Below are 5,865 nucleotides of genomic sequence, written 5' to 3' on the forward strand. Positions count from 1 at the left end.
CCTCTAGGGGATGTACTCATGAAGAAGCAGCAGGGCTTTACCCTCATCGAACTGATGATCGTCGTCGCGATCATCGCCATCCTGGCCGCCATCGCGCTGCCGGCCTACCAGGACTACACCGTCCGTGCCCGCGTTTCCGAAGCAGCTGTCATCGCTGCCGGCGCCAAGGTTACCGTGGCTGAGAACATCGCCAACAACGGTGGCGCGCTTCCGGCCAATGCCTGCCTGGGCGTTGATACCGCTATCCCGGCTGGTAACCCGAATGTCGAATCGATGAAGTGCGACGAAGGCACCGGTGCCCTGGAAGTGACCATGACCGCTGACAAGGGCAAGGGCACGATTCTGACCTACACCCCGACCGCTCAGACGGGCGCTGTTGGCACCACCTGGCGTTGCGTTGGCAGCGGCAGCGAAGCCAAGTACTACCCGGCTGAATGCCGTTCGTAATTCGTAGCGAAAGCTAGCGAGAAGGAACCCCGCCTTGGCGGGGTTCTTTTTTATCTGGCACGAAATATGCGTGCTGGTAGAACAGATTCAATGCCGAATGGGGAGGCATGCGTGAGAACGGAGACGGGGTTTACGCTGATTGAGTTGATGATCGTGGTGGCGATCATCGCAATACTTGCTGCGGTCGCGTTGCCGGCCTACCAGGATTACGTCATCAGGGCGAGAGTCTCGGAGGCACTCCTGCTCGCTTCCTCGGCGAAGGTGACAGTGACCGAGAACGTGAACAACATCAACGTACTTGACGCCACCGCTTGCTCTGGCGTTCACGAGCAGACGACTGCGACGCGGAACGTGTTGTCCATGAATTGCTCCGGTAGTGGCGTGATTACGGTCGAGACGACGGAAAAGGCGGGTTCCGTGACTCTTCTGCTGCAGCCCAGCTACAATCCCAATGAAGTCATCCGCTGGCGATGTGTCAGAACGGCGGGCGACAACAAGCATGTTCCTTCGGAATGCAGATCCACGTAGGAAGCCAGTCACGGTGCTAGGTGGCGGGCTGTTTGGGTCGGCTCGATTCTCCAGTAATTTCCCTTGGTGCCAAAAATGAACGCCGTTGCCACTGCCAATCTAGTCGGTATTACCGGCATCGCCCGGCGCTTGGTCCAGGACGGCGCCCTGGACGAAGCTGGTGCCCGCGACGCCATGGCCAAGGCCGGCGCGGCCAAGCAGCCGCTGCCTCAGTGGTTTGCCGAAAAAAAGCTCGTCACTGCCGCCCAGCTGGCAGCCGCCAACGCACTCGAGTTCGGCATGCCGTTACTGGATGTCTCGGTGTTCGACAGCAGCCAGAGCGCCATCAGCCTGGTCAGCGAAGAACTGCTGCGCAAGCACCGCGTGCTGCCGCTGTTCAAGCGCGGCGGCAAGCTGTTCATCGGTACCAGCGACCCGACCCATTCGCTGGATGAGATCAAGTTCCACACCAACCTGGTGGTGGAGCCGATCCTGGTCGATGAGGACCAGATCAAGCGCACCCTGGAGCAGTGGCAGTCCAAGCACGACACGCTCGGTGGCAGCCTGGGCGGCGACGATGACGGCATGGGCGACCTGGATGTGTCGGCCGGCGACGAGGAAGGTGGTTCGACCGACTCCGGCGTGGATGCCAAGGGCGATGACACGCCCGTGGTGAAGTTCGTCAACAAGGTGTTGATCGACGCGATCCGCAAGGGCGCGTCGGACATCCATTTCGAGCCGTATGAAGACGACTACCGCGTGCGGTTCCGCATCGACGGCCTGCTCAAGAACGTGGCCAAGGCCCCGGTCAAGCTCAACCAGCGCATCGCCGCGCGCCTGAAGGTGATGTCGCAGTTGGACATCGCCGAAAAGCGCGTGCCGCAGGATGGTCGCATCAAGCTCAACCTATCCAAGACCCGGCAGATCGACTTCCGCGTCAGTACGCTGCCAACGCTGTTCGGCGAAAAGATCGTGCTGCGTATCCTGGATGGCAGCGCAGCCAAGCTCGGTATCGACAAGCTGGGTTACGAGGCCGCGCAGCAGAAGCTGTTCCTGGATGCTATCCACAAGCCCTACGGCATGGTGCTGGTGACCGGCCCGACCGGTTCGGGCAAGACGGTGTCGCTGTATACGGCACTGGGCATCCTCAACGATGAAACGCGCAACATCTCCACGGCCGAAGACCCGGTGGAAATCCGCCTGCCCGGCGTCAACCAGGTGCAGCAGAACGTCAAGCGCGGCATGACCTTCGCCGCAGCACTGCGCTCGTTCCTGCGCCAGGATCCGGACATCATCATGGTCGGCGAAATCCGCGACCTGGAAACCGCCGAGATCGCGATCAAGGCCGCGCAGACCGGCCACATGGTGCTGTCCACGCTGCATACCAATGATGCGCCGCAGACCATCGCGCGTCTGATGAACATGGGCATTGCCCCGTTCAACATCACCAGTTCGGTGACGTTGGTGATTGCCCAGCGCCTGGCGCGGCGGCTGTGCAACAACTGCAAGCGGCCCATCACCTTGCCGGCCAACGCGTTGCTGGCCGAAGGCTTCACCCAGGCTCAGGTCGATGCCGGCATCACCCTGTACGAGGCGGTCGGCTGCGAAGAGTGCACCGAGGGCTACAAGGGCCGTACCGGTATCTACCAGGTGATGCCGATGAGCGAGGAGATTTCGGTGATCGTGCTGGCCGGCGGCAATGCGATCCAGATTGCCGAGGCCGCGCAGCGTGCCGGGGTCAATGATCTGCGCCAGTCGGCGCTGGTGAAGGCGGCGGCGGGAACGACCAGCCTGGCTGAAATCAATCGCGTCACCAAGGATTGACGAGTTGGTCCGGTTGAACGCAAAAGGCCCGCGGATGCGGGCCTTTTCATGTGCGGGGAACGCCGACAAAAGGGTAGCGCCAGGCCATGTCTGGCTGTCGCGGCGCCCGCCGCGCGCGGTGAGTTGGGGGTGTCCGGATCGAAGAGCAGCCACCCATGGGGCGGCTCCACCGCGGTTGTCGCGCGGCGTCAGATGGCGCAGCAGCGTAGTGGGTTGTCGCGCGAGGTCAGATAGCGCGGCAGCGTAGCGGGTTGTTGCGCGAGGTCAGATTGCGCAGCAGCGTAGCGGGTCATCGCGCGAGGTCAGATGGCGCGGCACCCATCGGGGCAGTCGCGCGTGGCGGAATGGATCAGCCCCCATGAACCTCAATCCATCCCCAACTTCTTCAACTTGTACCGCAGCGCCCGGAACGTAATCCCCAACTGCGCCGCCGTCCTTGTCTTGTTCCAGCGGTTCTCCTCCAGCGCCTTCTGGATCGCGGTGCGCTCCATCTGTTCGATGTAGGAGGGCAGGGCACCGTTGCCGGCCGGCAGGTCGACCACGGCTTCTTCCACCGCGGCATTACTGCCGGGGCGCAGGCCGCCGTGCTGGGGCAGGCGCAGGTCGCTGGCGCCGATGCTGTCGGTTTCGGCCAGCGCGAGGGCGCGCTCCAGGATGTTCTCCAGTTCGCGGACGTTGCCGGGGAAATGGTATTGGGCCAGCGCATCCAGGGCGGACGGCGCCAGCAGCGGCGTGGGCCGTTCATGGGTGCGGGCCAGGCGCGCCAGGATCGAGGCGGCCAGTTGCGGCAGGTCGCTGCGGCGCTCGCGCAGCGGCGGTACGCGCAGTTCGATCACGTTGATGCGGTAGTAGAGGTCGTGGCGGAAGCGCCCGTCCTCGACCAGTTCGCCCAGGTCCTTGTGGGTGGCCGAGAGGATGCGCACATCCACCGGTACCTCGGTGGCCGAGCCGACCGGGCGGATCGATTTTTCCTGGATGGCGCGCAGCAGCTTGACCTGCATCTGCAGCGGCAGTTCGGCCACTTCATCCAGGAACAGGGTGCCGCCGTGCGCGGCCTGGAACAGGCCCGGCTTGTCGACGTGGGCGCCGCTGAAGCTGCCCTTCTTGTGGCCGAAGAACTCGCTTTCCATCAGCTCGGACGGGATCGCGCCGCAGTTGACCGGTACGAAGGTGCCGGCGGCGCGGGCGCTCTGTGCGTGGATGGTACGTGCCACCAGCTCCTTGCCGACGCCGGACTCGCCGAGGATGTAGACCGGCGCCTGGCTGCGCGCGACCTTGGCGATGGTGCCGCGCAGGGCGTCCATGGCCGGCGATTCGCCGAGCAGGCGCGCGGCCTGGTCGCTGGCCAGTGCGGCCGGCACGACGCGTTCACTGTTGTTGAGTTCCAGGGCGTGCTTGACCAGCCCGCGGAGGACCGAGATGTCCACCGGCTTGCTGACGAAGTCGAAGGCACCGGCCTTCAGCGCTTCCACGGCCAGGTCCATGCTGCCGAAGGCGGTGATCATCGCCACCGGCGTGCGCGGGTAGTGCTGGGCGATCTCGGTGACCAGCTCGATGCCGTTGCCGTCGGGCAGGCGCATGTCGGTGATGCACAGGTCGTAGGGATTGCTGGCCAGCAGCTCGCGGGCTTCAGCGAGGTTGGCTGCGGTACTGATACGCAGGCCCATGCGGCCCAGGGTCAGTACCAGCAGTTCGCGGATGTCACGTTCGTCGTCGACGACGAGGGCGCTGCGGGTTTCGTTCATATGGGGGGAAGATAGCCGAGGGCGGTTGGATCCGACAAATGTTTGACGCATGTGGCGACCCGCAGCGACGGTGCCTGCCGTGAACGGTTCATTGCGGCAGCAGAGTGTGCGGGCCGGCCAGGACCAGCCGGAAGCACGCGCCACCGGCCGGCACCGATACGTATTCCAGGTTGGCCTGGTTGGCCTTGCACAGCTCCCGGGCGATATACAGGCCCAGCCCGGTGCCGTGCTCGGAGGTGGTGAAGAACGGGCGGAACAGCTGGCTGGCCACCGTTTCGGGGATGCCCGGGCCGCGGTCCATCACGTCGATGACGGCGGCGCGCTCCTGGCGCGCCACGCGCAGCCGCACCCGTGCCGGTTCCTGGCCGACGCGTCCGTACTTGAGGGCGTTGTGGACCAGCACGGTGAGGATCTGATGCAGGTGGCGCGGGTCGACCAGGGCGTGCACCGAGGTTTCGGTGATGATCGGCTCGATGCTGTCCGTCTCCAGGGTGATGCCCTGCTTGTACTCCAGCACGAAGCGGCGCACGAACGCGGCCAGGTCCAGGTTCTCCGGGTTGGCGCGCTCGCGCCGGGCCAGGCCCAGCACGCTTTCGACGATGCCGTTGGTGCGCTGGCACTGCTGGTGGATGATCTGCAGCAGGCGCCGGTCGGTGTCGCCGATGGCGGTGGATTCCTCCAGCAGCTGGGCGGCGTAGTTGATCGCCGCCAGCGGGTTGCGGATCTCATGGGCCAGGCTGGCCGAGAAGCGGCCCATCGCCGACAACGTCAGCGATTCGGCGCGCCGGGAGACCACGGTGGAATCGTCCAGGAACACCAGGGTCAGGTCGCTGCCGGCCAGCAGGCGGGCGAAGCGCGGCTGCACTTCCGGCTGGTCGGGCGAGAGCTGCAGCGGGGTTTCCTCATTTTTCCAGCCGTTGCGCCAGCGCTGCAGGCGCCGGCTCAGGTCGGGCGAGGCGCTGCCCAGTTCCAGCCGGCCGCTGCCGCCGTCGCCGTCGGCGTCGCCGATCAGGGTCGAGGCGGCTTCGTTGGCCAGGGTGATGCGGTTGGCCCCGTCCACCACCAGTACGCCGGTGCGCATGCGGCGGATGATCAGCTCGTTGATTTCGAACAGGTTGGCGACCTCGTCGCCGCGCTGGTTGGCCAGCTGCTGGTTGCGGCGTGCGCGGTTGCCCACCTGGTAACTGACGTAGGCCAGGGCCAGGTAGCTGGTGACGAACATCGCCAGCTCGGCCAGGGTCCGGGTGGGGTCGCCGCCTTCCAGAAGCTTCCACAGGTACTCGCCGGCGGTGGCGGCGCTGGCGGTCAGCGCAATGCCCATGCCCAGCGGCAAGGGCAGCAG

Annotated in this window: 5 protein-coding genes; 3 read left to right on the forward strand and 2 right to left on the reverse strand. The window is 65.1% G+C overall.

Going from position 1 to position 5,865, the window contains the following annotated elements; translation table 11 throughout:
• The first annotated feature begins 18 nt into the window (after nucleotides 1–18).
• The 3 genes from AC1DQP_RS15070 (at nucleotide 19) to pilB (ending at nucleotide 2,778) form a co-directional block, all read left to right on the forward strand.
• Entirely contained in the window at nucleotides 19–447 is a 429-nt protein-coding gene (locus tag AC1DQP_RS15070; protein WP_457319568.1) for a pilin, read from the forward strand.
• 111 nt (nucleotides 448–558) lie between these two features.
• Nucleotides 559–975, forward strand: a complete 417-nt coding sequence (locus tag AC1DQP_RS15075; RefSeq protein ID WP_457319569.1) for a pilin — start codon at nucleotides 559–561, stop codon at nucleotides 973–975.
• Nucleotides 976–1,050: 75 nt separating this feature from the next.
• The gene (pilB, locus tag AC1DQP_RS15080) at nucleotides 1,051–2,778 is read left to right on the forward strand and encodes a type IV-A pilus assembly ATPase PilB (RefSeq protein ID WP_457319570.1); all 1,728 of its coding nucleotides are present in this window, start codon (nucleotides 1,051–1,053) and stop codon (nucleotides 2,776–2,778) included.
• Between the two features lie 365 nt (nucleotides 2,779–3,143).
• On the opposite strand, the gene AC1DQP_RS15085 is transcribed toward pilB, so the two are convergent.
• Both AC1DQP_RS15085 and AC1DQP_RS15090 read right to left on the reverse strand, forming a co-directional pair.
• Complete coding sequence (locus tag AC1DQP_RS15085) at nucleotides 3,144–4,523, reverse strand: sigma-54-dependent transcriptional regulator (RefSeq protein WP_457319571.1); 1,380 nt, start codon at nucleotides 4,521–4,523, stop codon at nucleotides 3,144–3,146.
• 88 nt (nucleotides 4,524–4,611) lie between these two features.
• Nucleotides 4,612–5,865, reverse strand: a 1,254-nt coding sequence (locus AC1DQP_RS15090; protein WP_478051916.1) for a sensor histidine kinase, incomplete at its 5' end; no start/stop codon positions are given.

The sequence above is a fragment of the Stenotrophomonas sp. P5_A8 genome, from assembly GCF_056400545.1.